General features: G+C 70.4%; 28 protein-coding genes and 1 tRNA gene. 13 read left to right on the top strand and 16 right to left on the bottom strand.

Features of this window, described 5'->3' with window-relative positions; all coding sequences use genetic code 11:
• Positions 1 to 40: 40 nt before the first annotated feature.
• The 12 genes from NK718_RS20955 to NK718_RS20900 form a co-directional block, all read right to left on the bottom strand.
• On the bottom strand, positions 41 to 1,630 hold the full coding sequence (locus NK718_RS20955) for a phytoene desaturase family protein (RefSeq protein ID WP_254746374.1): 1,590 nt from the start codon (positions 1,628 to 1,630) through the stop codon (positions 41 to 43).
• The gene (locus tag NK718_RS20950; RefSeq protein ID WP_254746392.1) at positions 1,627 to 2,817 is read right to left on the bottom strand and encodes a pyridoxal phosphate-dependent aminotransferase; all 1,191 of its coding nucleotides are present in this window, start codon (positions 2,815 to 2,817) and stop codon (positions 1,627 to 1,629) included. Before NK718_RS20950 ends, NK718_RS20955 begins: the two co-directional genes overlap by 4 nt.
• A gap of 30 nt (positions 2,818 to 2,847) precedes the next feature.
• On the bottom strand, positions 2,848 to 3,993 hold the full coding sequence (locus NK718_RS20945; protein ID WP_254746372.1) for a M24 family metallopeptidase: 1,146 nt from the start codon (positions 3,991 to 3,993) through the stop codon (positions 2,848 to 2,850).
• A gap of 11 nt (positions 3,994 to 4,004) precedes the next feature.
• On the bottom strand, positions 4,005 to 4,721 hold the full coding sequence (locus NK718_RS20940) for a GntR family transcriptional regulator (protein WP_254746370.1): 717 nt from the start codon (positions 4,719 to 4,721) through the stop codon (positions 4,005 to 4,007).
• 2 nt (positions 4,722 to 4,723) lie between these two features.
• On the bottom strand, positions 4,724 to 5,515 hold the full coding sequence (locus tag NK718_RS20935) for an amino acid ABC transporter ATP-binding protein (protein WP_256515754.1): 792 nt from the start codon (positions 5,513 to 5,515) through the stop codon (positions 4,724 to 4,726).
• A 13-nt stretch (positions 5,516 to 5,528) separates the two neighbouring features.
• Positions 5,529 to 6,191: an ectoine/hydroxyectoine ABC transporter permease subunit EhuD gene (gene ehuD, locus NK718_RS20930; RefSeq protein WP_254746368.1), complete on the bottom strand. Its 663-nt coding sequence runs from the start codon at positions 6,189 to 6,191 to the stop codon at positions 5,529 to 5,531.
• Positions 6,188 to 6,913 carry an ectoine/hydroxyectoine ABC transporter permease subunit EhuC gene (ehuC, locus tag NK718_RS20925; RefSeq protein WP_254746365.1) on the bottom strand — a complete coding sequence of 242 codons (726 nt, stop codon included), beginning with the start codon at positions 6,911 to 6,913 and terminating at the stop codon, positions 6,188 to 6,190. Before ehuC ends, ehuD begins: the two co-directional genes overlap by 4 nt.
• A 35-nt stretch (positions 6,914 to 6,948) precedes the next feature.
• On the bottom strand, positions 6,949 to 7,716 hold the full coding sequence (locus tag NK718_RS20920) for a transporter substrate-binding domain-containing protein (RefSeq protein WP_254746363.1): 768 nt from the start codon (positions 7,714 to 7,716) through the stop codon (positions 6,949 to 6,951).
• A 369-nt stretch (positions 7,717 to 8,085) separates the two neighbouring features.
• Positions 8,086 to 8,162 (bottom strand) — tRNA-Arg (locus NK718_RS20915).
• A 99-nt stretch (positions 8,163 to 8,261) separates the two neighbouring features.
• The gene (locus NK718_RS20910) at positions 8,262 to 9,728 is read right to left on the bottom strand and encodes a sensor histidine kinase (protein WP_307730389.1); all 1,467 of its coding nucleotides are present in this window, start codon (positions 9,726 to 9,728) and stop codon (positions 8,262 to 8,264) included.
• A gap of 18 nt (positions 9,729 to 9,746) precedes the next feature.
• Positions 9,747 to 11,177 (bottom strand): dihydrolipoyl dehydrogenase family protein, encoded by a 1,431-nt coding sequence (locus tag NK718_RS20905; RefSeq protein WP_254746361.1) that lies wholly within the window; start codon positions 11,175 to 11,177, stop codon positions 9,747 to 9,749.
• A gap of 25 nt (positions 11,178 to 11,202) precedes the next feature.
• Entirely contained in the window at positions 11,203 to 11,913 is a 711-nt protein-coding gene (locus tag NK718_RS20900; protein WP_254746359.1) for a TVP38/TMEM64 family protein, read from the bottom strand.
• Positions 11,914 to 12,220: 307 nt separating this feature from the next.
• On the opposite strand from NK718_RS20900, the gene rpmH reads away from it, so the two are divergent.
• The 7 genes from rpmH to NK718_RS20865 all read left to right on the top strand — a co-directional run bounded on the left by rpmH (position 12,221) and on the right by NK718_RS20865 (position 17,616).
• A complete protein-coding gene (gene rpmH / locus NK718_RS20895) occupies positions 12,221 to 12,355 on the top strand; it encodes a 50S ribosomal protein L34 (RefSeq protein WP_096350650.1) in 135 nt (44 codons plus the stop codon).
• A 22-nt stretch (positions 12,356 to 12,377) separates the two neighbouring features.
• Positions 12,378 to 12,827 (top strand): ribonuclease P protein component, encoded by a 450-nt coding sequence (gene rnpA / locus NK718_RS20890; RefSeq protein ID WP_256515748.1) that lies wholly within the window; start codon positions 12,378 to 12,380, stop codon positions 12,825 to 12,827.
• A gap of 3 nt (positions 12,828 to 12,830) precedes the next feature.
• Positions 12,831 to 14,696: a membrane protein insertase YidC gene (gene yidC, locus NK718_RS20885; RefSeq protein ID WP_254746355.1), complete on the top strand. Its 1,866-nt coding sequence runs from the start codon at positions 12,831 to 12,833 to the stop codon at positions 14,694 to 14,696.
• 22 nt (positions 14,697 to 14,718) lie between these two features.
• Positions 14,719 to 15,393 (top strand): ribosome biogenesis GTP-binding protein YihA/YsxC, encoded by a 675-nt coding sequence (gene yihA / locus NK718_RS20880; protein WP_254746353.1) that lies wholly within the window; start codon positions 14,719 to 14,721, stop codon positions 15,391 to 15,393.
• Positions 15,390 to 15,764, top strand: coding sequence for a DUF423 domain-containing protein (locus tag NK718_RS20875; RefSeq protein WP_254746351.1), 375 nt, complete (start codon positions 15,390 to 15,392; stop codon positions 15,762 to 15,764). Before yihA ends, NK718_RS20875 begins: the two co-directional genes overlap by 4 nt.
• Positions 15,765 to 15,839: 75 nt before the next feature.
• Complete coding sequence (gene argB / locus NK718_RS20870) at positions 15,840 to 16,730, top strand: acetylglutamate kinase (protein WP_254746349.1); 891 nt, start codon at positions 15,840 to 15,842, stop codon at positions 16,728 to 16,730.
• A gap of 148 nt (positions 16,731 to 16,878) precedes the next feature.
• Positions 16,879 to 17,616 (top strand): pyrimidine 5'-nucleotidase, encoded by a 738-nt coding sequence (locus NK718_RS20865; protein ID WP_254746347.1) that lies wholly within the window; start codon positions 16,879 to 16,881, stop codon positions 17,614 to 17,616.
• Between the two features lie 3 nt (positions 17,617 to 17,619).
• Here the strand turns inward: NK718_RS20865 and NK718_RS20860 are convergent, their stop codons facing one another.
• Positions 17,620 to 18,954 carry an 8-oxoguanine deaminase gene (locus tag NK718_RS20860; protein WP_254746345.1) on the bottom strand — a complete coding sequence of 445 codons (1,335 nt, stop codon included), beginning with the start codon at positions 18,952 to 18,954 and terminating at the stop codon, positions 17,620 to 17,622.
• Between the two features lie 145 nt (positions 18,955 to 19,099).
• Between NK718_RS20860 and dapD the strand changes: the two genes are divergently transcribed.
• From dapD to NK718_RS20835, 5 genes are all read left to right on the top strand, one after another.
• Positions 19,100 to 19,945, top strand: a complete 846-nt coding sequence (dapD, locus tag NK718_RS20855) for a 2,3,4,5-tetrahydropyridine-2,6-dicarboxylate N-succinyltransferase (RefSeq protein ID WP_254746343.1) — start codon at positions 19,100 to 19,102, stop codon at positions 19,943 to 19,945.
• Complete coding sequence (gene dapE, locus NK718_RS20850; protein WP_371877341.1) at positions 19,945 to 21,120, top strand: succinyl-diaminopimelate desuccinylase; 1,176 nt, start codon at positions 19,945 to 19,947, stop codon at positions 21,118 to 21,120. Before dapD ends, dapE begins: the two co-directional genes overlap by 1 nt.
• A gap of 107 nt (positions 21,121 to 21,227) precedes the next feature.
• Positions 21,228 to 21,515: a hypothetical protein gene (locus NK718_RS20845; protein WP_254746339.1), complete on the top strand. Its 288-nt coding sequence runs from the start codon at positions 21,228 to 21,230 to the stop codon at positions 21,513 to 21,515.
• Positions 21,505 to 21,720, top strand: a complete 216-nt coding sequence (locus tag NK718_RS20840) for a hypothetical protein (RefSeq protein ID WP_254746337.1) — start codon at positions 21,505 to 21,507, stop codon at positions 21,718 to 21,720. Before NK718_RS20845 ends, NK718_RS20840 begins: the two co-directional genes overlap by 11 nt.
• A gap of 303 nt (positions 21,721 to 22,023) precedes the next feature.
• Entirely contained in the window at positions 22,024 to 22,608 is a 585-nt protein-coding gene (locus NK718_RS20835; protein ID WP_254746335.1) for a hypothetical protein, read from the top strand.
• Here NK718_RS20835 and truA read toward each other — a convergent pair.
• The 3 genes from truA to def are packed head-to-tail and all read right to left on the bottom strand — an operon-like array spanning position 22,572 to position 24,820.
• Positions 22,572 to 23,348, bottom strand: coding sequence for a tRNA pseudouridine(38-40) synthase TruA (gene truA, locus NK718_RS20830; protein ID WP_254746333.1), 777 nt, complete (start codon positions 23,346 to 23,348; stop codon positions 22,572 to 22,574). The two genes, NK718_RS20835 and truA, sit on opposite strands and share 37 nt — an antisense overlap.
• A complete protein-coding gene (gene fmt, locus NK718_RS20825) occupies positions 23,348 to 24,271 on the bottom strand; it encodes a methionyl-tRNA formyltransferase (RefSeq protein WP_254746331.1) in 924 nt (307 codons plus the stop codon). The genes truA and fmt overlap by 1 nt, the downstream gene beginning before the upstream one ends.
• A gap of 36 nt (positions 24,272 to 24,307) precedes the next feature.
• On the bottom strand, positions 24,308 to 24,820 hold the full coding sequence (def, locus tag NK718_RS20820; protein ID WP_254746330.1) for a peptide deformylase: 513 nt from the start codon (positions 24,818 to 24,820) through the stop codon (positions 24,308 to 24,310).
• Between the two features lie 90 nt (positions 24,821 to 24,910).
• Between def and NK718_RS20815 the strand changes: the two genes are divergently transcribed.
• Positions 24,911 to 26,098: a DNA recombination protein RmuC gene (locus tag NK718_RS20815; protein WP_254746328.1), complete on the top strand. Its 1,188-nt coding sequence runs from the start codon at positions 24,911 to 24,913 to the stop codon at positions 26,096 to 26,098.
• Positions 26,099 to 26,274 lie beyond the last annotated feature (176 nt).

The raw sequence follows: 26,274 nt of genomic DNA, 5'->3' as shown, positions 1-26,274 counted from the left end.
CCTCATCCTCCCTGTCGTTTCGTCGTCGCGACGTTCCCGGTCACCGGGACAGGTCGCGCAGCGCCGCGTGCGCGGCGTTGTAGCCGGGGACGCCGGTCACCGTTCCGCCCGGCCACGTTCCCGAGCCGCACAGATAGAGCCCGCGCACCGGGGTGCGGTAATCGCTCATGCCGGGGATCGGCCGGAAGCCGAACATGTGCTGCGGCGTCATGTCGAGATGCGAGAAATTGCCGCCGATCAGGCCGAACTCCGTCTCCAGGTCGACCGGGCTGTAGCAGCGCATGGCGATCACCGACTGGCGCAGGCTCGGCATGTAGTCGGAGAGGATGGCGTGGATGCGCCGGCCCAGCTCCTCCTTGGCGCGCGTCCAGTCCATCCCGTCCAGCTCGTAGGGGAAGAACCAGGCGTTGAACGACAGCAGGTGCTTGCCGGGCGGCGCCAGGCTGGGGTCCGTGAAGGTCGGGATCAGGCCGAGGAGGCGGGGACAGGCGGTCAGCCGGCGTGCCAGGAAATCCTGGTGGCACTGCTCGAGATAGGCGGTGGAGGGCGCGATCCGGATCTGGCAGCTCGAATAGGCCTCGGCATACTCGGGCGGCGCGCCGGCGAACAGCGGCGGCGCGTCGACGGCGAGCACCACCTTGAAGGCGCTGGCGCCGCGGCGCAGGCCGCCCAGCAGCTCGCGCGTCTCGTCCGGCACATGCCGCCGGTCGACCATGCCGAGCAGCGTGGTGCGGGGGTCGAGGTTGGAGAGGACGATCGACGCGCGCACCTCCGCGCCGTTGTCGAGCACCGCGCCCTCGGCGCGCCCGTCCGGCGACACGAGAAGGCGGTCGACTCGCGCGCCGGTCTCGACGCGCACGCCCAACGCCTCGATGGCTCGCCGCATCGCCCCGGTGATCGCGCCCATGCCGCCGCGCGGCAGGCCGGTCGAGCCGCGCAGGGGCTGGTTGCGCGGGTCGTGTTCGCCGACGGCGGCGGAGGAATACATCGACAGTGGGCGCTGCAAGAGCGCCATCGGTGTCCCGGGCGTCGACGGCGCGACCGCGCCGCCGGAGGCCAGCATGGCGATGGCCGTGCGGATCGCGTCGCTCTCGATCCTCGCTTCCAGGAAGTCGCGGATGCTGCCGAAGAAGATCGTCGCGAAATCGGCCTCGTCGCGCGGGGTCTTCAGCCGGCTGACCAGCTCGCGCAGGGACGGCGGCGGCTCGAACAGGGAGACGCCGATCCGCCGCGCGAAGTCGTTGAAGAACTCGAAGACGAGCGGATAGGCTTCGGCATCACGGCGCGAGAAGTCGCGGGCGATCATCTCGCTGACCTTCGCCTGGTCGCGCCATCCCACGAAGAACCGCCCGTCCGGGAAGGGGTGGAGCACCGAGGGGTTGGGCTTCACCCAGCCCAGCCCGAACCGCTCCAGCTCCATCTCGGCGACGATGCGCGGCTCGAACGAGCCCGGGGAATTGGTGATGGCGCCGCGAAACCCCGGGAAGAACTCGATGGTGGAGGCCGGCCCGCCGACGCTCTCGCGCCGCTCCAGGATGCGCACCGAGAGCCCGGCGCGGGCGAGGTAGAAGGCGGCGACGAGGCCGTTGTGGCCGCCGCCGACGATCAGCGCGTCCGTCTTCGCCGTCATGGCAGGCGCAGCTCCGAGACGGCCCGCGCGATCCGCGAGCAGGCGTCGCGCAACACGTCGTCGGCGTAGGCGAAGCAGAGCCGGAACCACGGCGAGTAGCCGAAGCCCGCCCCCGGCACGACGGCGACCCCGGCCGCGTCGAGCATGTAGGCGGCGACCTCGATATCGTCGCCCAGCACGCCGCCGTCGGGACGGCGTGCGCCGATCAGCCGCGACGCGTCGACATAGACGTAGAACGCGCCCTGCGGCGTGGCGCAGGCGAGCCCCGGCACGGCGTTCACCGCCTCGACCACGAGGTCGCGTCGTCGTTGGTAGGCGGCGTTGTTGCGGGCGACGAAATCGTGCGGGCCGTTCAGCGCCGCCACCGCAGCCGCCTGGCTCAACGAGCAGCAGCTCGTGGTGGTCTGGCCCTGCAGCTTGGCCATGGCGCGGATCAGCCATTCGGGGCCGGCCCCGTAGCCGATGCGCCAGCCCGTCATGCAGTAGCCCTTCGACATGCCGTTGACGGTCAGCGTCCGCGCCGCGAGCCGCGGTTCGACCTGCGCGATGGTGGCGAACTTCGCGTCGTCGAACACGATGTACTCGTAGATGTCGTCGGTGAGCACCATCACGTTCGGGTGCTCGAGGAGCACGTCGGCGAGGGCGCGGAGCTCGGCGGCCGAGTAGACTGCACCCGTGGGGTTGTTGGGGGAATTCAGGATCAGCCAGCGCGTCCTCGGCCCGATGGCGTCGCGCAGCTGCGCCGCCGTGAGCTTGAACCCCTGGTCGGGACCGCAATCGACGTAGACGGGGCGGGCTCCGGCCAGCTCGACGATGTCGGGGTAGGAGACCCAGCAGGGGCGCGGGACGACCGCCTCGTCGCCCTCGCCGAGCGTCGCCATCAGCGCGTTGAAGATGACCTGCTTGCCGCCGGTGCCGACGATGACGTTCTCGGGCTTGACGGCGAGGCCGTTATCGCGGGCGAGCTTCGCCGCGATGGCGGCGCGCAGGGCGGGGGTGCCTTCGGTAGGCGTGTACTTGGTGTCGCCCTTGTCCAGCGCGGAGTGGGCCGCCGCCTTGATGTGCTCCGGCGTGTCGAAGTCCGGCTCGCCGCCGCTGATGACCAGCACGTCGCGCCCCGCGGCGCGCAGCTCACGCGCCCGCCGGGTCGTGGCGATGGTGGCGGAGTCCCGCAGCCGCCGCAGCATCGGTGAGAGATCGGCGTCGTGCGTCACGGCTCAGGCCTCCGCGTCCAGGGCGTCGAGCGGCAGCGCGCCGAGACGCTCCGCGCCGTCGGGCGTCACCCGCACCGTCTCGGTGCAGCCCACCGCCCCGAGCCCCGGCACTTTCAGGATCGGGATCAGGTGGAACACCATGCCCGGCCGCAGGACGCGAGGGTCGTTCGGCTTCAGGTCTATAATGTGCCCCTCGCCGAGGCCGGGCGGGAACGACAGGCCGAGGCTGTAGGCGGCGCGGTTGCGCCAGAGGTGCGAGAGGCCGAGACGATCGACGGCCGCGCGCCCGGCCGCGTCGACCTCGCCCGCCGTCACGCCCGGCCGCATCGCGGCGAGCATGGCTTGCACGGCGGCGGCGGAGGCGGCGAAATGGCGGCGCGCCTCGCCGGTCAGGTCGCGCCCGGCGATGCGGCTGACCGCCCCGTGGTAGCGCTCCACGGAGGCGGAGACCTCCATCCACACGTGGTCGCGATCGCCGATGGGACGGCGCGCGTGCAGCGCGTGGGTGCGGGCCGAGGCCGCCCCGGCGACGATGTAGGGCGGCGAGCCGGTGAACTCGCTGCCCGCCCGCGCCAGCTCGCCATGCACCGCCGCCGCTACGTCGCTGTCCGTCCGGGCGTCCCGCAGGCTGCGAGCCCCGGCCAGCAGGGCGGCCTCGGCCATCGCCACGGCGGCGCGGATATAGGCGATCTCGCCATCCGACTTGCAGGCCCGGAAGGGGTCGACGAGGTTGGCGTCCGGCGCCCAGGTCACGTTGGGCAGAAGCTCGGACAGCAAGTCGAGCCGCGTGATGGCCTGGCGCGCGCCGTCGACCTCCATGACGATCGTGCCGCTGTCGACGCCTTCCGCCTTCATGGCCTCGGCGAAGATGTCGAGCGCCCGGTCGAGATTGTCGATGGCGTGGTGGCGGGCAATCCAGGACTTCTCGGCGACGTTGTCGACCTCGATGTTGCGCACCACGAGAAACGGTGGCTTGCGGGCCGGGACGACGAGCGCCTGGAACACGTGGTAGCCGGGCGTCCAGAAGCCGGAGAGATAGCAGATGTTCTCCGGCTGGGTGATCACCGCGGCGTCGCAGCCGCGCTCGCGCAGTGCGGCGCGGACGTTCTCGACGCGGCGCTCGTATTCCTCGGCGCTGAAGGCTGGCATGGGGGAACTCCTCAGGATTCGGCGCCGGACTGCGCCGTCGCGACGACGCCCCGGTAGACCTGCCGGACGTGCTCGCGCGCCATCGCCTCGGCCTCGGCTCCGTCCTGCCGGGCGATGGCTTCCGCGATGGCGAGGTGCAGCGACACGGACGACGGGTTGAAGCGCTTGCCGACGGTGCGCAAATTGCGCAGCGTGAGGGCGAGGTCGAGCGCGTTGGCGAGGTAGCGCTGCACCTGCGCCGAATGCGCGGCGGCGGCGATGGCGTGGTGGAAACGCACGTCGTGCTGGCGGAACAGCTCCACGTCGTCCGCCTTCGCGGCGTCGCGGCTCAGCAGGGCGAGCGACCGGATCTCGGCGGCTTCCCGCGCGGTCCGGCGCTCGGCCGCCAGCCGCGCCGCCATGCCCTCCAGCGCCTCGCGCAGCTCGAAGGCGTCGCGGAAAGCGGTCGCCGTCGGGGCCACGATCCGGACCTGGCCGGGCAGGAACTCGACCAGCCCGATGGCGCTCAGCTGGAACAGCGCCTCGCGCACCGGCGTGGCGCTGACGCCGAGGATGCCGGCCAGCTCGCGCAGGCTGATCGGCTGGCCGGGCGGCAGCGTGCCGCTGACGATGGCCTGGCGGATCATGTCCGTGGCGCGCTTGGTGAGCGAGGCGCGGTCCATCGGGACCAGCTCGCCGGTGCTGGCGGCGGCCGGTTCGCGCGGGGGGAGGGTGCGCGGTCTCGCCATGCTCATCGCTCCAGGATGGCGCGCAGGAATTGGCGCGTGCGCGGATGGGAGGGGTCCTTCAGGACGATCTCGGGAGACCCGTCCTCGACGACGCGCCCGGCGTCGAAGACCAGCACGCGGTCGGCGATGTCCGCCGCGAAGCGGATCTCGTGCGTGACGATCAGCATGGTCATGTCGGTTTCGTGGGCGAGCTCGCGCAGCACGCCGAGCACCTCGCCCACCAGCTCGGGATCGAGCGCCGACGTCACTTCGTCGAACAGCATCAGCTTGGGCTGCAGCCCAAGCGAGCGGGCGATGGCGACGCGCTGCTGCTGGCCGCCGGAGAGTTGCGACGGCCGCTTGTCGACGTGCTCGCCGAGCCCGACCCGGGCGAGCAGGGCGCGGGCGCGCTCCTTCGCCTCGGGGCGCTTGAGCCGCAGCACCTGCTCCATCGGCTCGTGGACGTTCTGCAGCGCGGTCATGTGCGGGAACAGGTTGAACTGCTGGAACACCATGCCGACGCAGCGGCGCACCTGCCGCGCGTGCGCCTCGTCGGCGCGCTCCAGTGTGCCGCCGCGCGAGCTGTGCCAGAGATACTGGCCGTCGATCTCGATGGTGCCGGCGTCGGGCTCGGTGAGCCCGATCAGCAGGCGCAGGATGGTCGTCTTGCCCGAGCCGCTCGGCCCGATCAGCGCCACCTTCTCGCCGGCCCCGACGTCGAGGTCCAATCCTTCCAGGATGACGCGCGGCCCGAACGCCTTGCGGACGCCGCGCATCCGCACGATGGGCCGCCCCTGGCTCGCTGTCGCCTTCATGGGCTCGGAGCGGTCAACGATGCCCACCGCGCGCCTCCAGTCTGCGGACGCCGCGCGCGGCGGCGTAGCTCACCGCCCAGTAGAGCAGTCCGGCCAGCGTCAGCGGCTCGAGGAAGCGAAACGACGCCAGCCCGGCGTCGCGCGCCCGCGACACCAGCTCGAGCACGGTGATGGTGGACAGCACGGCGCTGTCCTTGAACATGACGATGACGAGGTTGCCCAGCATCGGCAGCACGACCGGCGCGACCTGCGGGATGACGGCGCGCCGCCACACATAGGAGAGCGGCAGGTTCAGCGCCAGGCAGGCCTCCCACTGGCCCTGCGGCAGGCTCTCCAGCCCGGCGCGATAGAGCTCGACGCTGCGCGCCGCGCCGTAGACGCCGAGCACGAGGACGCCCGTCGCGTCGGGCGAGAACGCAATCCCGTAGTTCGGCAGCACGTAGAACACCACGTAGAGCTGGATGAGGAACGGAGTGCCCCGGAAGAACTCCGCCGCGAACCACGCCAGCGGGCTCAGTAGCGGAACCCCGGCGAGCCGGACGACGGACCACACGAAGCCGAGCGACAGCGCCAGCGCCGCGGAGATCAGCGTCAGTTGCACCGTCAGCGCGAAGCCGCGCATCAGGTCCGGCATCACGGACCACGCATAGGCCCAGTCCCAGAGCGCGCCCCTCATCGCCGGAACGCCCATTTCGGCGCCGGCGAGGCGCGCCGCGAGGTCAGCTCGCGCCAGGGGATCACCTCCCGTCCCGCCCATCGATTGACGGCGCGTTCCGCCAGCCAGACCAGCGACGCCATGCCGACGGCCAGCGCGAAATAGATCGCCAGCACCACGCCGTAGATGTCGCTCGACACGCCGAGGTTCGAGCGCAGCAGCCCGGCGCGGAACGACAGCTCCTGGATGGTGACGAGCGAGGTGAGGGCGGTGAACTTCAGCATCAGCACCGCCGCGTTGCCGAACGGCGGCACCATGATCGGCAGCGCCTGCGGCAGCACGATGCGGCGGAATGTGTAGAAGCGGGGCAGGTGCAGCGCCACGGCCGCCTCGCGCTGGCCGGCGACGATCGACTTCAGGCTGGCGCGCACCACCTCGGAGAAATAGCTTCCCTCGTTGAGCCCCAGCACCAGCACGCCGGCCGCCAGCGGCGACAGTTCGACGCCGAAGAACGGCAGCACGTAGAAGGCCCAGAACAGCTGCACCACGGCCGACGTGCCGCGAAACAGCTCGATGACGAAGCCCGCGCCCCACCGCGCCGGCGCGAAGGACGACATCCGGCCCAGCGCCAGCAGGAAGGACACCGGCAGCGCGAGCAGCATGGCGAGAGCGGTGATCTGCAGCGTGGTGACGACCCCGCCCATCAGGTAGGGCAGGTAGACAAACGTGGATTCGCCCGCCATCCGCCCGTCGCTCCGCTCGCGCCGCCGCCCGCCCGTCAGGAGACGCGCGCGCAGGCCTCCTCGCCGGACAGGTTCATGAGGTCGGCGGGGGTCTCGAAGCCGAACTGCCCCGCCATGCGCGCCAGCTCGCCGGAGGCCCGCATCGCCCGCAGCTCCTTCTGGAACGCCGCGTGCAACTCGGTGTCCTCGCGGCGGAAGGCGGGGCCCGAGCCGACCGGCGGATCGTCGGGGACCGGGTAGACGATCTCGAACGCGCCGCCGCGTTGCTTTTGCAATTCGCGCAGCGACGCGAAGGTCGACACGGCTACAGGCACGCGCTTGGCGAGGAGGGCGTCGATCAGCGCCGGGTTGCTCGGGAACTGCGAGATGGAGCCGCGATCGATGCCCTTGTCCTCGCCGAGCTTCAACAGGTAGCTGCCCTGGAGCATGCCGGACTTCGCGCCGGACTTGCCGAGCTCGGCGAGCGATTTGGGCGGCGACGAAAGGTCCTTCGGGACATAGGCGAACGCGCCGCCGTCGAACGTCACGGGATCGGTGAACAGCACCTGCGCGCAACGCTCCTTGCTGAGGCGGAAGGACGCGCCGATCATCTGCCAGCGGCCGGCCTGCAACCCCGGCACGAGCTCGCCATAGGTGGCGACGAGCCCCTCGACCTTCGGCACGCCGAGCTTCGAAAAGACCGCCTGGAGAAGGGTGGGAACGAAGCCCGACAGGCTGCCGTCGGGGTTCATGCCGCTATAGGGCGGCTGGTTGGCGATGCCGACCTTGACGACCCCCGCCTTGCGCAGCTGGTCGAGGGACACCGAAGCCGCGCCTTGCGCGAAGACGAGTCCGCTCCCGGCCGAGAGGGCCGGGAGCGTCGCAGCAGTCAGGAGTATTCCACGCCGCGATATGGCTTTCACTGGACGAGCCTCCCTGTTCATATTTTTTATTTTTATAGGATATATCCTATGCCGGTCCGAGAGCGGCGTCTACTCCTGGTTGCAGGTTTTGAGGCGGCTGTGGATAGCGCGGGAGCTGAGCGGCGACCCCCTGCGGCGAGGCGGAGCCGATGGGAAGGCACGCGGAACGAGCGACGCGCGAGCCAGCGGTCCTCCGCCGGACAGCTCCAAGACGCTGCCGTGCGCACGCCGATGACGGCGTGACCTGTCGACCCAAGTGTTTGAGAAAAATGGCGCGCCCGGAACGATTCGAACGTCCGACCCTCAGATTCGTAGTCTGATGCTCTATCCAGCTGAGCTACGGGCGCGGGGCACGGCGTTGGCCTCGCGGCGCGTCGTGCATGGCGGCTCAATTAGCGGGTCCGGGACGCTCTTGCAACCCCCCACGGACGCGACGCGCCACTTTCTCACACAAGCTCGGAATCGGGGATGACGACGCGAAACAGCGAGCCCGTTTCGGTCGGCTCCAGCGAGATCGTGCCGCCGTGCGCGTGGACGAGCTCGGCCGCGATGGCGAGGCCGAGCCCCGAGCCGCCGCGCCGGTTGGAGCCCAGGAAGGCTTCGAACAGCCGTTCGCGCACCCTCGCCGGCACGCCGGGTCCGGTGTCGGCCACCTCGATCACGGTGGCGGACCCGTCGCGGCGGGCCGAGACGGCGATGCGGCGCGGCGCGTCCGGGTTCTCCGCCGCGTGGTCGCGCAGCGCCTGCACCGCGTTGCGGCCGAGGTTCAGCAGCACGCGGAACAGGTGCTCGGGATCGGCGTCCGCCGTCAGCCCGTCCGGCACGTCGTTGACCAGCGCGATGTCGGAATCGTCCCACAGGCCCAGGAGGTCGCGCAGGTCCTCCACCATCGGGGCGAGGGGCACGGCGCGCCGCTCCGGCGGGCGTTCGGCGGCGCGGCCATAGGCGAGAGTCGATTCGCAGAACCCGATGGCGCGGTCGAGCGCGCCGATCAGCTTGGGCGCGAAACGCTGCACGGTGGGCTCGCTGATGCCGGAAATCCGGTCCGAGAAGAGCTGGGCGGAGGCCAGCATGTTGCGCAGGTCGTGGTTGATCTTGCTGACTGCGAGGCCGAGCGCGGCGAGGTGCTTCTTCTGCCGCAACTCGTCCGCGAGGCTCTTCTGCATCGCCGCCAGGGCGTCCTCCGCCTGGCCGATCTCGTCGTCGCGGCCGCTCGGGCGAATCACCGGCCCGGCGTCCTCCGGCCGGCGGCCGAAGGCCATGATGCTGGAGGTGAGCCGCCGCACCGGCCGCACGATCATCACGTGCAGCGCGCGATAGACGAGCAGCGCGGTGACAATGGAGATGACCAGCGAGAGCAGCAGGACGTTGGCGGAATAGCGCCACATCGCGCTCCGCAGCGGCGCCTCGTCGAGCACGATCTCGACGAACTCCACCCCGTCCATGCCGGGGCCCACGATGCGCAGCATGGTGTGCTCGGGGCCGGTCAGAGCCCCGAACGCGTCGACGATCCAGACCCAGGGAGAGGCCTCGCGCAGGTCCACCATCCGCTCCACCGAGTGCGGAAGGTCGGTCACCGCCAGCAGGCGGCGCGCCCCTCCCGAGCGCACGGCCACCGACGACGCGCCGATCTGGTCCAGCAGGCGCCGTTGCAACTCCTCCGGCACCGCGCCGGCGGGCGCAGCCTCCAGCACCAGCGCGGCGATCTGCGCGGCGGCGATGCGGTCGTTCAGCCAGTTGCGCCGGAAGTTGGCGATGGATGGCACGTAGATCAGCACTTCCGCCACCATCACGAAGAGCACGGTGAGCAGAAGCAGACGTCCCGACAGGCCGGGCCACAGCCGCGCCAGCCAGCCAGTCCGCGCCTCGACGGCGCGCTCGGGCTCGATCAGGCCTGGCGGAGCGTGGTTCATCCGGCGCGCTCCTCCCGATCAACCGAACAGGCGCAGCATGCGCAGGAGACGGCCGACCCACGGGCCACGCGCCGCGTCGGCGTAGAAGGTGAGCGCCGCCCGCCGCGACACCTCGGAATAGGTGGGATAGGGGATCGTCAGGTCGCGGAACTCGGCGATGCTCATGCCCTTGCGCACGGCCAGCGTCCACGGCGTGACCAGTTCGCCGGCATGCGGACCGACGATGGCCGCGCCCAGCACCTTGCCCCTGGCGGTGGTGACGATCTTGATCTCTCCCTCCGTGCGGCGCTCCGCCTGCGCCCGGTCGTTCTCCGAAAACGCCCAGCGCAGGATGCGGATGTCGCGATGCGCCTGTCTCGCTTCGGCTTCCTGCACCCCCACCATGGCGATTTCCGGGTCGGTGAACACCGCCGTCGGCGTTTCCGCTCTCTCGACCTTCGCGGGCAGGCGGAACAGCGCGCGCCGCAGCACGACGCCGGCGTGAGAGTTCGCCACGTGCGTGAAGCGGTCGCCGCCATGCGGGCCGCCGACGCAGTCGCCGATGGCGAAGACGCGGCGATTGGAGGTTCGCAGCCCCGCGTCGACCAGGATGCCCGAGCCGTCGCAGGCGACGCCGGCCGGCTCCAGCCCGAGCCCGTCGGTGACGGGCGTCCGTCCGGCGGCGACGAGCAGGTGCGAACCCTCGCGCGCCGTGGCCTCGCCCGCGACGAACACGCGGATGCCGCCGGCCCAGTGCTCCGCCCGCACGGCCCTTGCGTTCTCCAGCACCGTCACGCCGTCGCGGCGCAGCGCCGTCACGGCGTGGGCGGCGATCTCGGGGTCGATGCGCCCGAGGGCGCGGCCGGCTTCGATCACGGTGACCTCCGAGCCGAGGCGGCGGAACGCCTGGGCCAGTTCCAGGCCGCTCGCTCCCCCGCCCAGCACCAGCAGGCGGGCGGGGATCGCGTCGAGGTCGAACACCGTCTCGTTGGTCAGATACGGGCACTCCGCCAGGCCGGGGACGTCGGGGAGGGCGGGGCGGGAGCCTGTGGCGATCACGAAGCGTCGGGCGCGAATGGAAAAGCCGGCCGCCTCGACCGTCCGGCGGTCGACGAAGCGCGCCTCGCCCGCCAGCACACGCACCCCCATCGCGCCGAAGCGCGCGGCGGAATCGTTGGGCGCGATCGCCGCGATCACCCGCTGGACATGGCCGTGGACGCGCGCCCCGTCGACGCGGGGACGCGACACGGCGACGCCGAATGGAGCGATGGAGCGCGCCGCCTGGGCGGCGTCGGCGGCCGCCAGCAGGGCCTTGGACGGCACGCAGCCGACGTTCAGGCACTCGCCGCCCATCCGGGCTTTCTCGATGAGCACGACGGGCACGCCTAAGGCGGCCGCGCCGGCGGCGGCCGAGAGCCCGGCCGCTCCTCCGCCGATGACACAAAGATCCGGTGTCAGAAGCTCCGTCACGCGCGCATCCCCTCCGTCATGACGGTCAGTCCCGGGCCGTCGCGCCGGATCGGCGCAGCACGCCGGCGCGTTTCAATGCGACCGGCAGCAGAGACAGGCAGGCCAGCACCGCCAGGCCGCCGACGAGTTGCGGCGTCGCAAGCGAGCGCAGGCCCACATCGAACCGGCAGTCCCAGCCGCCCGCCGCCGCGCAGGCCTCGAAGGCCGCCTTCTCGGCCATGATGACGCTATCGAGGCCCGCGCCCGCCGTCGCGAACGCGAAGGTGGCGGGCATGATCCCGACCAGCGTGGTCGCCGCGAACAGTCGCAGCGGCACGCCCACGATCGCGCAGGCCAGGTTGACGGCCCAGAACGGGAACACCGGCGCGAGCCGCACGAACATCAAATAGAACACCGCATTGCCCGCCATGCCCTCGCGAAGCCGGGCGGCGACGCTCGCCGCTCGTCCCGTGAGCAGCGCGCCGAAGGCCGAGCGGGCGAGAATGAACAGCGCGACCGCGCCGCTCGACGCGGCCACGACCGCGGCGGCGCCTCCGATCAGCGCGCCGAACAGCAGTCCCCCGATCGCCGTTAACAGGATCGTGCCCGGCAGCGACACCGCGGCGGCGAGCGCGTAGAAGCCGACATAGAAGAGGAGCGCGCGCGGGAAGTTGGCGTCGACCGCCAGCCGGAACGTCTCGTAGTGAAGCAGCAGCGAGGCCGGCGTGAACCACCGGTGGAGCGCGTACACGAGCACGCACGCCGCGGCGAGCGCCGTCGCCGCAAACGCGGTTCGGCGGGTGGGTGACCAGGAACGCGCGGAACCCAGGGGGCGTTCTCCTCGGTTGGGGCCTCGCGACGGCCGCCCCGGGTCGAGGGCGGGCAGGCCGTCGGGCGCGGTGCGTTGACTTTCACCGCCCCTTCCTTCATAAGCCGCCGAGCTTTCGAGCGCTATCGCACAACGTCGGAAGGATTGCGCCGGTGGCACGACCGCCGGTGTTGTTTTTTCGGCAAGGACTTGACGCCCGAGGCTTCGCCGACGGGCCGGACCGGAGACGACTTCCGTGAAACGCACCTATCAACCCAGCAAGCTCGTGCGCAAGCGTCGGCACGGTTTCCGCGCGCGCCTCGCGACGAAGGGCGGCCGCAAGGTTCTGGCGGCCCGCCGCGCCCGCGGCCGCAAGCGCCTTTCCGCCTGATCGCGCTCCCCGGCCCCGGGCGATGACCGCCGTTTCGGGCGCCCCATCCGGGCCGGGCCGCAAGCCGGACAGACTGACGCGCCGCGCGGAGTACGTGGCGGCCTCGAAGGGCCGCCGCTTCCACACGGCGCTGCTCACAATCCAGGCCGCGGAACGCGCGCAAGACGCCGCGCCGGACGCCGTTTCGCCCCGTTTCGGGCTCACCGTCAGCCGCAGGGTCGGCAACGCGGTGGTGCGCAACCGGGTGAAGCGCCGCCTGCGCGAGGCCCTGAAGCGACTGGCTGGGGAGCCGCAAGGCTCGCCCGGCCAAGCGCATTTCGACTATGTGATCGTTGCGCGCCGCGAGGCGCTCGACGCCCAATTTCACGATCTCGTCACCGCCGTGACGGAAGGAATCGGCGGTGTGCACAGGCCGCGGCGGAAGGGGGCCGGACGCGCTCCGCAGTCCTCGCCGCCGCCACAGACCGATTGAGCCATGGCCGACAACAAGAACTTCATCATCGCGATCGCGCTGTCCATGGCGATCCTCATCGGCTGGAACGTGTTCTTCGGCGTTCCAAAGCTCGAGCAGCAGCGCCAGCAGGTGCAGATGCAGCAGGGCGTCGCGCCCGCGCCGCAGGCCGGCGCGCCGGCTCCCGCCGCTCCGGCCTCGCCCGGCGCGCTCGCTCCCGACGGCTCGCCGGCCGCCGCGCCGACGCGCGACGCCGCGCTCGCCGCCGCGCCTCGCCTGCCCATCGAGACGTCCCGCCTGCGCGGGTCCATCGCGCTGCGGGGTGGCGACATCGACGACATCGCGCTGCGCGACTACCGCGAGACGGTCGACCCCAACAGCCCCAACATCGTCGTCTTCTCGCCGGCGAACGGTCCGGACGGCTACTTCGCACGCACCGGCTGGCTGCCCGCGGCCGGCATCGAGGTGCCGAACGCGCAGACGCTGTGGACCGCCGACAAGCCGAAGCTCACCGAGACCGATCCCGTGACGCTGTCGTGGGACAACGGCAAGGGCCTCGTCTTCAAGCGCCGCATCGAAATCGACTCGCGCTTCATGCTGACGGTCACCGACAGCGTCGAGGCGCAGGCCGGCGCGCAGGTCTCCCTCGCACCCTACGGGCTGATCCGCCGCATCGGCACGCCGCACGTGGCCGGCTACTACATCCTGCACGAGGGCCTGCTGGGCGTGCTCGGCGACCAGGGGCTGCAGGAGTTCACCTACGCCGCTCTCGACAAGGAGACAGCCCGCTCCGCCACCGAGAAGGGCAAGGAGTTCACCGGCGCGACGGGCGGCTGGGCCGGCATCACCGACAAGTACTGGGCCTCGGCGCTCATTCCCGACCAGGCGACGCCGTTCAACGCCAATTTCACGGTGAACACGACGCCGGCCGGCAAGACCTACCAGACCCTCATTACGCTGCCGCCCGTCCAGGTGGCTCAGGGCGCGTCCGCCTCCAGCACGACGCGGCTGTTCGTCGGCGCCAAGGAAGTCGCCACCGTCGACGGCTACGAGAAGCAGTACAACATCAAGCTGTTCGACCGGCTGATCGACTGGGGGATCTTCTACTGGATCACCAAGCCGCTCTTCCGGCTGATCGACATGATCTACAAGTTCGTCGGGAATTTCGGCGTCGCGATCCTGGTCGTCACGGTGCTGGTGAAGGCCGCCTTCTTCCCGCTGGCCAACAAGAGCTACTCCTCGATGGCCAAGATGAAGGCCGTGCAGCCGCAGATGGCCGCGCTGAAGGAGATGTACCCCGACGACCGCGTGAAGCAGCAGCAGGAGCTGATGGAGCTGTACAAGCGGGAGAAGATCAACCCGCTGGCGGGGTGTCTGCCCGTCGTCATCCAGATCCCGGTGTTCTTCGCGCTGTACAAGGTGCTGTTCGTCACCATCGAGATGCGCCACGCGCCGTTCTTCGGCTGGATTCACGACCTCGCCGCGCCGGACCCGTCCAACATCTTCACCCTGTTCGGCCTGATCCCGTGGAGCCCGCCGCACGTGCTGGCGCTCGGCGCGTGGCCGATCATCATGGGCTTCACGATGTTCGTGCAGATGAAGATGAACCCGGAGCCGCAGGATCCCGTCCAGAAGACGATGTTCACCTGGATGCCGGTGTTCTTCACCTACCTGCTGTCCTCGTTCCCGGCCGGGCTGGTGATTTACTGGTCCTGGAACAACACGCTCTCGGTGGCGCAGCAATACGCCATCATGAAGCGCCAGGGCGTGAAGGTGGAGCTGTGGAGCAATCTCGCCGGCGTGTTCGGGCGCAAGTCGGCCGGCAAGTCCGCCGCCGCGCCGGCGCCCGCGTCCGTCAAGCGGGACCCGGCGACAAAGGCCGGCAAATGACCGGCCCGGCGCGGGGGCGGCGATGAGCGACGTCGATCCCGCTTCCGCCGGCGACGCCGCGGCGGACGCGGAGCTCGTCGAGCAGGGACGCAAGTTGTTCTCCGGACCGGCCGATTTCATCTGGGCGGCCGAGTCGACCCGGTCGCTGCCGCCCATGAAAATGCTGGAGATCGCCTTCGCCGGGCGCTCCAACGTGGGCAAGTCGAGCCTCGTCAACGCTCTCACCGGGCGCAAGACTCTCGCGCGCACCTCGCACACGCCGGGCCGCACGCAGCAGCTCAACTTCTTCGACGTCAACGGCCGCTTCACGCTCGTCGACATGCCCGGCTACGGCTTCGCCGCCGTGGCTAAGAACAAGGTCGAGGCGTGGACGGACCTCATCCACGACTATCTGCGCGGTCGGTCCAACCTGGCGCGCGTCTTCGTGCTCGTCGACGCAAGGCACGGGCTCAAGGACATCGACAACGCCGTCATGGACACGCTCGACAAGAGCGCCGTGTCGTATCAGGTGGTGCTGACCAAGACCGACGAGGTGAAGAAGGCCGACCTTCCCGGCCGCGTCGAAGCCACGCGCGCGGCGCTGGCGCGGCGGCCGGCCGCCTATCCCGAGATCGCCGTGACGTCGAGCCGCTCGGGCGCGGGCGTCCCCGAATTGCGCGCCGCCATCGCCCAGCTGCTGGCGGAGCGGGGCGCGTGAACGGCGACTCCGCCGCGCGCGCTTTCGTCGTGCTCGGCGGGCTGCTGGGCGCCTCCGGCGTGGCGCTTTCCGCCGCGGCCGCGCATCGGGGCGGGCCGAACGCCGTCATCGCCGCGCAGTTCCTGTTGTTTCATGCGCCGGCGCTGCTCGCCATCGCCTGCGCCCTGCGAGTCGGGCTGCTGCGGCCGAGCCTCGGATTGGCCTCCGGCGTGCTCATCACGGTCGGCGTCGTCGCCTTCAGCGGGGCGCTGGCCATCAGCGAGTTCCTGGGCCTCTGGCGCGCGACGATGCTCGCCCCGACGGGCGGCACGACGGCCATTCTGGGCTGGCTCCTGCTGATCGTCGCGGCCTTCGCGGCGCGGCGCGCCTGAGGCCGCGCGGTCGCGAGACAGCCTGCCGGAATTCGGCTAAGAGACGCTGCACTCGCCCGATTCCGCGGACTGATCATGACCGACATCAACGACCCGCACCTCAAGGCCGAAATCCTCGTGCAGGCGCTGCCGCACATGCTGCGCTACGACGAGGCGACCGTCGTGGTGAAATACGGCGGCCACGCCATGGGCGACGAGCAGGTCGCCCGCGACTTCGCGCGCGACATGATTCTGCTGGAGCAGTCCGGCGTGAACCCCGTCGTCGTGCACGGCGGCGGGCCGCAGATCGGCGCCATGCTCAACCGCCTCGGCATCAAGAGCGAGTTCGCCGCCGGGCTGCGCGTCACCGACGCGGCCACCATCGAGGTCGTGGAGATGGTGCTGGCCGGCTCCATCAACAAGCAGATCGTCGGCTTCATCAACGGCGAGGGCGGCCGGGCCATCGGCCTGTGCGGCAAGGACGGCAACATGGTCACCGCGCGCCGGGTGACGCGCACCGTGACCGATCCGGACAGCAACATCGAGCGGATCGTCGATCTCGGCTTCGTCGGCGAGCCGGACAAGGTCGACCGCGCCGTGCTCGACGCGCTGCTGGGGCGCGAGGTCATCCCGGTGCTCGCTCCGGTGGCGAACGGCGAGGACGGCCACACCTACAACGTCAACGCCGACACCTTCGCCGGCGCGATCGCCGGCGCGCTGCGCGCCAAGCGGCTGCTGCTGCTCACCGACGTCCCGGGCGTGCTCGACAAGAACAAGAACCTCCTCAAGGAGCTGACCATCGAACAGTGCCGCGCGCTGATCGCCGACGGCACCATCACCGGCGGCATGATCCCCAAGGTGGAGACCTGCATCTACGCGCTCGAGCAGGGCGTGGAGGGGGTCGTCATTCTCGACGGCAAGGTGCCTCACGCCGTGCTGCTGGAACTGCTGACCGACCTCGGCGCCGGCACGCTGATCACGCGCTGAGCGGCGTTGCGGCGGCCGGATCGGCGCGGCGCGCGCTTGAGACAGGTCGGGCGTGGGATTGAACCTTTCGGGTTGCTGAGGGATTGTTAGGGTCCCGCGGAGGAACATGCACGTTCCGCGTGTTCCTCAGCGGCAACGGAACGACCCGATGACACAGGCCTTCGCTCCCCCGTTCAACGCCGTGCCCGGCTTCGATCACGTCGAAACCTGGATCTTCGACCTCGACAACACGCTGTATCCGTCGCACTGCCGGCTGTGGCCGCAGGTTGATGAGCGCATTACCCTGTTCATCGGCGAGTTGTTCGGCCTCGACGGCATGTCGGCCCGGGCGCTGCAGAAATACTACTACACGCGCTACGGCACGACGCTGAAGGGCCTGATGGACGAGCACGCCATCTCGCCGGACGAATTCCTCGAATTCGCCCACGAGATCGACCTGTCGCTGCTCGATCCCGATCCCGATCTCGGGCGCGCCATCGAGGAACTGCCTGGGCGCAAGCTGATCCTCACCAACGGCTCACGCCGCCATGCCGAGAACGTCGCCGGCAAGCTCGGCATCCGCGACCATTTCGAGGAGATCTTCGACATCGCGGCGGCGGATTTCGTGCCGAAGCCGGAGGCGCGGACCTACGAGCGTTTCCTGGAGCTCCACGGCGTCGATCCCGCCCGGGCGGCGATGTTCGAGGATCTCGCCAAGAACCTCGTGGTGCCGCACGCGCTGGGCATGCGCACCGTGCTCGTCCTGCCCCGCACGCCCGATCCGTTCCGCGAGGCGCACGAGCAGGAGGCTGTGGAAGCCCCCTTCGTCGATCATTCCACCACCGACCTGACGAGCTTCCTCAGCGCCATCCTGCCGCCGAAGACGCCGCCTCTGACGACGCTCTGATCGTCAGGCGAAGCGGCGGGCCGCCTTGCCGTGCTCGGCCCTGAGCCGGGCGAGGTCGATGCCCACCGGCGCGCCGTCCTCGACCCGCCAGCGTCCCGCCACCATCACGCGATCCGCCCGGTGCGCGCCGCACAGCACCAGCGCGGCGAGCGGGTCGTGCGCGCCGGAAAAGCGCAACTCGTCCAGCGTGAACAGCGCCAGGTCGGCTTGCTTGCCGGCGGCGATGCGGCCGATGTCCGCGCGGCCGAGGCAGCGCGCCGAGCCCTCCGTCGCCCAGCGCAGCGCGTCGAGGTGGGACACGGCGGCGGCGGAGGCGTAGTGCAGCCGGTTGACCATCACCGCGTGGCGCACGCCTTCCATCAGGTTCGAACTGTCGTTGGAGGCCGACCCGTCGACCCCCAGGCCGACCGGCGCGCCAGCGGCTTCCAGCTCGCGCGTCTTGCAGAAGCCGGAGGCGAGCACGGCGTTGGAGGTCGGGCAGTGGCAGACGCCGACGCCGTGGCGGCCGAGCGTCTCGCATTCCTCGCAGGTGAAGTGGACGCCGTGCGCCAGCCACGTGCGCGGCCCCAGCCAGCCGACCTCCTCGAGCAGTTGAAGCGGGCGGCAGCCGTAAATCTCGGCGCAAAAAGCGTCCTCGTCCCGGGTCTCGGCCAAGTGGGTGTGCAGCCGACAATCGAAACGTTCGGCCAGCGCCGCGCTTTCGCGCATCAGGCGCTTGGTCACCGAGAACGGCGAACAGGGCGCCAGTGCGATCTGCACCATCGAGCCTTCGGAGCGGTCGTGAAACAGCCCGAGCACGCGCTCGCTGTCGGCCAGGATCTCGTCCTCGTCCTGCACCACGCTGTCCGGCGGCAGGCCGCCGTCCTTGCGCGACAGGTTCATCGAGCCGCGCGTCACCGTCATGCGCAGACCCAGCGCGGCGGCCTCGGCGACCTCAATGGCCACCGCGTCCTCGAGTCCGGCGGGGAAGAGGTAGTGATGGTCGGCCGCGGTCGTGCAGCCGGAGAGCAGCAGTTCGACCAGAGCCAGCCGCACCGCGACCCGGAAGCCGTCCGGGTCGAGCCGGCTCCAGATCGGGTAGAGCGCCGTCAACCAGGGGAACAGCTCCTTGTCGATCGCGTCCGGGTGGGCGCGCGTCAGTGTCTGGTAGAAATGGTGATGGGTGTTCACGAGGCCCGGCAGCACCACGTGCCGCGACGCGTCGAACACGGCGTCGACGGGCGCGGCGGGCGCGCCTCCGCGCGGCACGCATTCGGCGATGCGCGCGCCCTCGACCACCACGCCTCGCTCGGCGCCCTCCGCCAGGATGGCGAGAGGGTCCCTGATCCACAGCCGCATGTCGACCGACCTCCGTTTGCGTCCGCGAAACCGTCAGTCCGGCGGAGAACGCGGCGATTGATCTCCCCAATAGCGGATGACAGAGCGGCCCGTCATTGCTAATCACGCTCGGTCTTCCAGAGCTTCCCCGAACGGACCCCGCGCCATGAACCACACCGAGCTTGAAGCCATCATCGAGTCAGCCTGGGAGTCGCGCGCCGAGATCGGTTTTGCCACCGGCGGCGAGGTCCGGGAGGCGGTCAACCGCGCGCTGGAGCTCCTCGACAATGGCGAGTTGCGCGCGGCGGAGCCCGGCGGCGACGGACAATGGGTCGTGAACCAGTGGGCCAAGAAGGCCGTGCTGCTGTCCTTCCGCCTGAACGATAACGTCATCATCAAGAACGGCCCGGGCGAGGCGGTGTGGTGGGACAAGGTGCCCTCCAAGTTCGACGGCTGGGACGAGGCGCGCTTCCGCGCCGCCGGCTTTCGCACCGTGCCCAACTCCATCGTCCGTCGCGGCGCGTTCATTGCGCCGGGTGTGGTGCTCATGCCCTCCTTCGTGAACATCGGCGCGCGGGTGGATTCCGGCACGATGGTTGACACCTGGGCGACGGTGGGCTCGTGCGCGCAGATCGGCAAGAACGTGCACCTGTCGGGCGGCGTCGGCATCGGCGGCGTGCTGGAGCCACTGCAGGCAGGCCCCACCATCATCGAGGACGACTGCTTTGTCGGCGCGCGCTCGGAAGTGGTGGAAGGCGTCGTCGTGGGGCGCGGCTCGGTGATCTCGATGGGCGTCTTCATTGGCGCGTCGACCAAGATCGTCGACCGCGAGACCGGCGAAGTCTTCATGGGCCGCGTGCCGCCTTATTCCGTGGTTGTCTCCGGCTCGATGCCGGGCAAGCCGTTGCCGGACGGGTCCCCCGGCCCGTCGCTGGGCTGCGCCGTCATCGTCAAGCGGGTCGACGAGAAGACGAGGTCCAAGACGAGCATCAACGACCTGCTGCGGGACTGATCCCGGTGCTCGACGCGGCCGACCCCGTCCAGCTCACCCAGGCGCTCGTGCGCTGCCCGTCCGTCACGCCGGCGGAGGGCGGCGCGCTGGCGCTGCTGGCCGAGACACTGGCGAAGGCGGGGTTCGACGTTCATCGCCCGGTTTTCAGCGCGCCCGGCACGCCGGACGTCGTCAACCTGTACGCCCGCATCGGCGAGGGCGCGCCCTGCCTGGTGTTCGCGGGCCACACGGACGTGGTGCCCGAGGGCGATCCGTCGCGCTGGACGCACGGCGCGTTCTCCGGCGACATCGTCGACGGCCGCCTCTTCGGGCGCGGCGCGTGCGACATGAAGGGCGGCGTCGCGGCCTCCGTGTCGGCCGTGCTGCGCCACCTCGCCGCATGCGGCGGGCGACCGGCGCGGGGCTCGATCGCCTTCCTCATCACCGGCGACGAGGAAGGGCCGGCGGTCAACGGCACGGTCAAGCTGCTCGCCTGGGCGCGCGAACGCGGCGAACGCTTCGACCACTGCATCCTCGGCGAACCGACCAATCCCGACGCGCTCGGCGACATGATCAAGATCGGCCGGCGCGGCTCCCTCACCGGGCACATCGCCGTCGAGGGCAAGCAGGGCCATGTCGGCTACCCGCACCTCGCGGACAACCCGATCCCGCGCATGGTGAAGCTGCTGGCGGCGCTCACCGCGACGCCGCTCGACGAGGGAACGCCCTTCTTTGCGCCCTCGAACCTCGAGGTGACGACGGTCGACGTCGGCAACCCGACCTCGAACATCATCCCGGGCGCGGCGCGCGCCACCTTCAACATCCGCTTCAACGATCTCTGGACGCCCCAGACGCTGGAAGCGGAAATCCGCTCCAGGCTCGCGAATGCCGGGGCCGGCGACACCTGGACGGCGCGGTTCGAGCCTACCAACGCCGTCGCCTTCCTCACCGAGCCGGGGCCGTTCGTTGAGCTGGTGTCCGAGGCGGTTGCGGCGGCGACGGGCCGCACGCCGCAGCTCTCGACGACGGGCGGCACCTCCGACGCGCGCTTCATCAAGGACCACTGCCCGGTGCTGGAATTCGGGCTCGTCGGGCAGACCATGCATCAGGTCGACGAGAACGTCGCGGTGGCCGACATCGTCGGGCTGACCGCCATCTATGAAGGCGTGCTCGCGCGCTATTTCGCGGCGTTCTGACGCGCCCTTCCGCTCGCCTTCTTCATCTTGCGTGAACCCGCCGGGGGCGGCCGCCGTTGAGGCGGTTCAGCCCGCCATGCGCGGGCGCCTCACGCAGCGAGGAGGCCATGACGGTCCGCAACCACGAGAACCGCTCCGAGAAGCAGAAGGGGCATAGCCCAGACGCGCGCTCGGACGCCAACCGCAACCCGTCCAGCCAGGGCCACAAGGGCCACGAGCGCGGCGGCACGCAGTCGCGAGCGGGCGCCGACGAACGTCACGACAGCAAGGGACGCCAGGACGGCGGCGGCGACGGGGCCGGCGGCGCGCCGCGCATGCAGGGTCAAGGCGGGCACCCGGCCCATCACGACGGCGGCCCGGGCCAGAACAAGAAAGGAGTTCGCCATGAAGGGTAACGACGACTTGAAGGCGAACGCCGAGAAGGCGTTGCGCATGAAACGGGATGCCGGCCCGCAGGGTGGCGCGCCCGATCACCGGACCAGCCGGAAGGGCGGCGTCGCAGAGGGGCAGGTCGACGCGACCGACCCGAAGGTCGGGAAGGAAGGTGTCGGCGTGCCCAACCTCAAGCGCAGTCACAACGCCCGCGCGGGCGACGCCTGAGCGCGTGTCAACCAATGGCGGCTATTCGTCCGGCCATCGCCGTTTCGGTGTTGCATGTCGCCAGGCGCTCGCGCCTTTCCTGCCTGACTCGGGCCGCCGGAACCTCCGGCGGCCCGCTTTCGTGCCGGCCGCCCGGTCAGGCCGTCGGGCAGTCCGCGGCGCGAGTGCGGATGCTCACGGCGCGCGCGATGACGATGCCGCGTTGCGAAACGGGTACTAGACGAAAGTCTAAGGCCCCTTCATCCTCAAGGCGTTCCGGAACGTTGTCTCCCAAACGCGAAATCGTTCGGCCTGGAGGCGCGCATGCTGCTCACCGCGGATGAAGTCGGACGCTCGTTGGCGGGCTCCTTGAAGCTCATGAACAGGGACCCGGCGGGACTCAAGGCGTTCGACGTCTCGGTGGAAGCGTTCTGGCGTTCGTTCGCGGCCATCCTGCTCACCGCCCCGGCCTTCGTGGTTTCGCTGGCCCGCGACCGCGCCGAGCTGGGCCTGCCGCCGCAGGACGGACTTTTCGCCGACCCGTGGGTTGTGGCCTTGCAGGCGGGGGCGCTGGGCCTGGCCTGGGTCGCCTTTCCCGTGGCGATGATTCTGGTCGCCCGCCGCCTGGGCCTCGGCCGGCGCTACGCAGGCTTCGTGATCGCCTACAACTGGTCGGCCGTGCTGGCCGCGCTGATCTTCGCGGTGCCGGACGCGCTGCTGCTCGTCGGCGCGGCGACGCCGGGCCTGGCGGCGCTGTTCGCGCTCGCGTTCGGCATCATTATCGCCCACTACCGCTGGTTTCTGGCGAGGGCGGCGCTGGGCGTGACGAGCCTCGCCGCCTGCGGGATCGTGATGCTGGACTTCGGGCTGAACTACGCCGTCGCGTCGGTGCTAGAAGCCGTGCTCTGAGCCGGATAGTCGACCCCGATGAGATAAAGGCCACCGGGCGGGGCGAGCGGGCCGCAACGCGAGCGGTCGCGCGCGGCCAGCGCGTCGGCAAGCTCGGCCTTGCTCCAGCGGCGCGAGCCGACGAGTTGGAGCGATCCGACGATCGAGCGCACCTGATGGTGAAGGAAGGACCGCGCCGAGGCGAAGACGCGGATTTCGTCGCCGATCCGCTCCACGTCGAGACGTTCCAGCGTCTTCACCGGGCTGTTGGCCTGGCATTCGGCCGCCCGGAAGGTCGTGAAGTCGTGGCGGCCGACCAACGCCTGCGCGGCGTCGTGCATGAGTTCGGCATCGACGGCCCACTTGACCAGCCAGGCGTGGTCGCGCTCGAGCGTCAGCGGCGCGCGGCGGGTGACGATCCTGTAGAGATAATGCCGCTTCACCGCCGAGGTGCGGGCGTTGAAGTCTTCCGGAACTTTGGCGGCGGACAGGATCGCCACGGGGTGCGGCCGCAAATGCGCATTGACCGCGTCGCGCACCGTGTCTTCGCGCCAGTCCCGCGACAGGTCCACATGCGCGACCTGGTGCGTCGCGTGGACGCCGGTGTCGGTTCGCCCCGCCCCCTGGATGCGCACGCTCTCGCCGGAGAAACGCGCGATGGCGTCCTCGAGCGCCTGCTGCACGGTGGGGCCGTGGGCCTGGAACTGCCAGCCGAAGAACGGCGTGCCGTCATACTCGATGACGAGCTTGTAGCGCGGCATCAGCCCAGCCTCGTCCCGCGCGCCAGCTGCGCGCCGCGCAGGAACTCGGCCGCGTCCATCGCCCGAGATCCGGCGCGCTGAACCTGCAGCAGGCGCACCGCGCCCTCGCCGCACGCCACCGTGAGATCGTCGAGCACCTGCCCCGGCTCGCCGCTGCCGCTCGCCGGCTGGGTGCGCAGCACCTTGACCCGCTCCGGACCCTTCCCAAGATCCATCTCGCAGAACGCGCCGGGAAACGGCGACAGGCCGCGCACGTGGTCGTGCACCTCGCGCGCCGGGCGACGCCAGTCGATGCGCGCTTCGTCGTTGCCGATCTTGGCGGCGTAGGTCACGCCGGCTTCGGGCTGCGGAACGAAGGACAGCCCGCCGCGCGACAACGCCGCCAGGGCGCGGACCATCAGGTCCGCGCCGAGCACGGCCAGGCGGTCATGCGCCTCGCCGGCCGTCATGTCGGGCGCGATGGCGAGCCGCTCGGCCATGGCCACCGGGCCGGTGTCGAGCCCCTTCTCCATCTTCATCACGGCGACGCCGGTCTCGCGGTCGCCCGCCATGATGGCGCGCTGGATCGGCGCAGCGCCCCGCCAGCGCGGCAGCAGCGAGGCATGCAGGTTGAGGCAGCCGAGCGCCGGGACGTCGAGGATCGCCTGCGGCAGGATCATGCCGTAGGCGACGACCACCGCGACGTCCGCGTCGTGCGACTGGAACGTGGCGACCGAGTCCTCGCCGCGCAGCGTCGTCGGGGTGAGGACGGGGATGCCGAACCGCTCGGCGGCGCGATGGACGGGAGACGGCCGCAACTCCATGCCCCGGCCGGCCTTCGCCGGCGCGCGGGTATAGGCCGCCACCACGTCGTGGCCGTGCCCCACGATCTCGGAGAGGGTCGGCACGGCGAAGTCCGGCGTGCCCATGAAGACGATGCGCATGATGGACCCCGATCCGGCGCGCGCCGGCGACGATGCTCAGGGCGTGTCCCGCTTGGCCGCCTTGGCGAATTTCTTGATGACGCGGTCGCGCTTGAGCCGGGAGATGTGATCGATGAACAGCTTGCCGTCGAGGTGGTCGATCTCGTGCTGCAGGCACGTGGCGAGCAGGCCGTCGGCTTCCAGCTCGCACTCGGCGCCGTCGCGATCGAGGAAGCGCACGCGCACCCGGGAGGGCCGCTCGACCTCTTCGAAATAGTCCGGGATGGACAGGCACCCCTCCTCGTAGGTGGACGTCTCGCCCGACCGCCAGAGGATCTCGGGGTTGATCAGCGCCAGCGGCCGCGGGCTCTCGTCCTGCCGCGCCACGTCGATGGTGACCAGGCGGTGGGGTTCGCCGACCTGGATCGCCGCGAGCCCGATCCCCGGGGCCTCGTACATGGTGTCGAACATGTCGTCGATCAGGTCGGCGAGCGGCTTCACCGCGTCGACGGGCGTCGAGACGAGGCGCAGCTTCGGGTCGGGGAGGATCAGGATGGGGCGTACGGACATGGCGCGCAGGACATAATCATTCGGGGGAAAGAGGTCAACCTGTTCCATTTTTGTTCTTGAAATCGGTCGCCCTCCGGCTAGAGTGCCGACGTGGACAGGATCGTCGTCATCGTCGCCGGGCATGCCGTGAGCTGGGGGGAGGCCGTGCTGGGGCTTCTCGGCCTGGCCGTGCTTCTGATGCTCTGGGTGGGGGCGTCGGCCTGGCGCGCCTCGCGCGAACGCAGCATCGAGGCCGCCGCTTCCGCCGAGCGACAGCATGAGCTCGAAGAGCGCCTGGCCGAGCTGGTGCGGATCCAGTCGGAGATGACGGGCCGGGTCCAGACCATGGGCGAGGTGTTCGGGTCCCGCCAGGCGGATTTCGTGCGCGTCGTCGCCGAGCGCCTGGACGCCTTGCAGCGCGGGGTCGGCGACAATCTGCAGCAGAACGTCCGCCAGACCACCGACACGCTGGCCAAGCTGGGGGAGCGGCTGGCGGTGATCGACCAGGCGCAGCAGAAGCTGACGGACCTCACCGGGCAGGTTCTGTCGCTGCGCGACATCCTCGCCAACAAGCAGACGCGCGGCGCGTTCGGGCAGGGCCGCATGGAGGCGATCGTGCGCGACGCGCTGCCGGCCGGCGCCTACGCCTTCCAGGCCCAGCTCGCCTCGGGAAGGCGGCCGGACTGCATCGTCCGCCTGCCTGGCGACGACAGGCCGCTGGTGCTCGACGCCAAGTTCCCGCTGGAGGGCTTCACCGCCTTCCGCGAGGCGCGGGACGAGGCGGCGCGCCGGCAGGCCGCCGCGCGCGTGCGGACCGATGTCGGGGCGCATGTTCGCGACATCGCGGAGAAATACCTCGTCCCCGGCGAGACGCAGGACATCGCGGTGCTGTTCGTGCCGGCTGAGTCGCTGTTCGCTGACCTGCAGGAGCATTTCGAGGACGTGGTGCAGAAGGCGCATCGCCTGCGGGTCATGATCGTGTCGCCGTCTTTGCTCGCGATGGCCATCCAGGTCATGCAGGCCATCGTCCGCGACGCCCGCATGCGCGAGCAGGCGCACGAGATCCAGGCCGAGGTGACACGCCTGCTGGAGGACGTGGGGCGGCTCGGCGAGCGCGTCGGCCGGCTGGAGACTCACTTCAGGCAGGCGCAGGAGGACGTGGCCCAGATCACGACCTCGGCCGGCAAGGTCGCCAAGCGCGGCGAACGCATCGCCACGCTCGAGTTCGCCGCCGAGGCGCGGGCCGCCGGCGACGCGACACCCTCCACACCAAGTGCGCAACGGCACGCGGCGGAATAGCTCATCCACGGGAACAACCGATCCCCGCCAGCGTTCAGGCAAGTCGGAGTGCGGCCTCGATCTGATTTCTGATCGAACCGCAGGAGCGGGGATGTGGTTTTGACTGACATCGAGATGATTTTTGTCGTCGGCGACCTGCACGGGCGGGCCGATCTGCTCGCGGCGATGCTGTCGGA

It is taken from the genome of Alsobacter ponti, assembly GCF_024294805.1.
GTDB lineage: Bacteria > Pseudomonadota > Alphaproteobacteria > Rhizobiales > Beijerinckiaceae > Alsobacter > Alsobacter ponti.
Note: the sequence above shows the minus strand (reverse complement) of the source record. Positions and strands in the feature narration are given on the sequence as shown.